Consider the following 1878-nt stretch of genomic DNA (forward strand, 5'->3'; position numbering starts at 1 on the left):
CCGCTTCCCGTTCCACGATGCCGCCGGCCAGCGCTATGTCGGTGGTCTGGCCGAAGACGACACCGAGCGCGTACGCCAGCACGAGATCGCCCATCGGCAGTCGATCACCGACAACCTCACCGGCCTGCTCAACCGCCACGGTTTCGACACTCAGGCAGCGCCTGAACTGCTGCGCGCACGGCGGCGCAACTCGTCCTGCACGCTGGTCTGCATCGGGCTCGACGGCCTGAGCGGCGTCAATGCGCGCCTCGGCGCTGCCGCCAGCGATGCACTGATCTCGCTGGCCTCGATGATCCTGCGCAAGAGCTTTCGCACCACCGACATCGTCGCCCGCATCAGCGACGACAGGTTCGCGATCCTGGCGCCGGATTCGTACGGTGAAGTGGAAGTGATCCGTCGCCGGCTGCAGGCTGCGGTCGCCGCCCTGTCGGCGAATCCGATCCTCGAAGCGCAGTTCGATTTCCACATCGGCCTGCTGCTTTGCGAGCCGGCCGGCAGCGAATCGCTGGCCCAGTTGCTGGACCTCGTCGAGCTGCAGATGACAGCCGCGAGCTGATCGCAGGGCTGGGCCAATCCGGGAACTCGCAAGCATTTTTTTGAACGCTTGCAGCACTCGCTTGTCGGACCAGGAGTATGTTACCGATCGGTATCATTCACTCCCCGTCAGCACCGGAACCCAAAAATGTCCATCACCTCGCTCAGCTACGCGGCCCCCGCCGCCAGCGTCCCGCTTGCTCCGTTCACGATCGACCGCCGCGCCTTGCGCCCGAAGGATGTCTCGATCGACATCCTCTACTGCGGCGTCTGCCACTCCGATGTCCACCAGGCCCGCGATGAATGGGGCGGCTCGAAATTCCCGATGGTGCCCGGCCACGAGATCGTCGGCCGCATCGCCGCCGTCGGCCCCGAAGTCAAAGGTTTCAAGGTCGGCGATACCGTCGGCGTCGGCTGCATGGTCGACAGCTGCCGCACCTGTGCGGCCTGCCAGGAAGGCGTCGAGCAGTACTGCGAAAAGGGCTTCACCGGCACCTATAACGGTAAAGACCGCCACGACGGCTCGACCACTTACGGCGGCTATTCCAGCCACATCGTCGTCGATGAAGCCTTCGTGCTGCGGGTCTCGGACAAGCTGCCGCTGAACGCCGTGGCGCCGCTGCTCTGCGCCGGCATCACCACCTATTCGCCGCTGCGCTTCTGGAAGGTGGGCCCGGGTGACAAGGTCGGCGTCGTCGGCCTCGGCGGTCTCGGTCACATGGCGGTGAAGATTGCCAATGCCATGGGCGCCCACGTGGTGCTGTTCACCACTTCGCCGAGCAAGGTGGCCGATGCGGTCAGGCTCGGTGCCAAGGAAGCGGTGATCTCCAACGACAAGAAGGCGATGTCCGCACACCTCAACAGCTTCGATTTCATCATCGACTGCGTCAGCGCCCCGCACGATCTCAACGCCTACATGGTGCTGCTCAAGCGCGAAGGCACGATGACGCTGGTCGGCGTGCCGGACAAGCCGCCGACGATCGAGATGGCACCGCTGGTGTTCAAGCGCCGTCACCTCGCCGGCTCGCTGATCGGCGGCGTTGCCGAGACGCAGGAGATGCTCGATTTCTGCGCCGAGCACGGCATCGTGTCGGATGTCGAGGTGATCGACATCAAGCACATCAACGAGGCTTATGACCGCATGGTCAAGAGCGATGTGAAGTACCGCTTCGTGATCGACATCGCAACCTTGAAAGCGGCCTGATTCTCGGGCAATTCCAAAGCGCCTTCGAACAGTAGAAGCCTTGAAAATCCCGTCATTCCCGCGCAGGCGGGAATCCAGTTCTGCCGTTCATGCGCCGCGGAAAGCCAAAGAACTGGATCCCCGCCTGCGCGGGGATGACG

2 protein-coding genes are annotated in these 1878 nt (G+C 63.7%); both read left to right on the forward strand.

Annotation, left to right across the window (positions count from 1 at the left end; genetic code table 11):
- The coding region (locus tag QZY06_RS15195; protein ID WP_295685912.1) for a GGDEF domain-containing protein at nucleotides 1-556 on the forward strand (556 nt) is incomplete at its 5' end.
- Between the two features lie 126 nt (nucleotides 557-682).
- Nucleotides 683-1738, forward strand: a complete 1056-nt coding sequence (locus tag QZY06_RS15200) for an NAD(P)-dependent alcohol dehydrogenase (RefSeq protein ID WP_295685913.1) — start codon at nucleotides 683-685, stop codon at nucleotides 1736-1738.
- Nucleotides 1739-1878 lie beyond the last annotated feature (140 nt).

The organism is uncultured Nevskia sp. (genome assembly GCF_903885465.1).
Lineage (GTDB): Bacteria > Pseudomonadota > Gammaproteobacteria > Nevskiales > Nevskiaceae > Nevskia.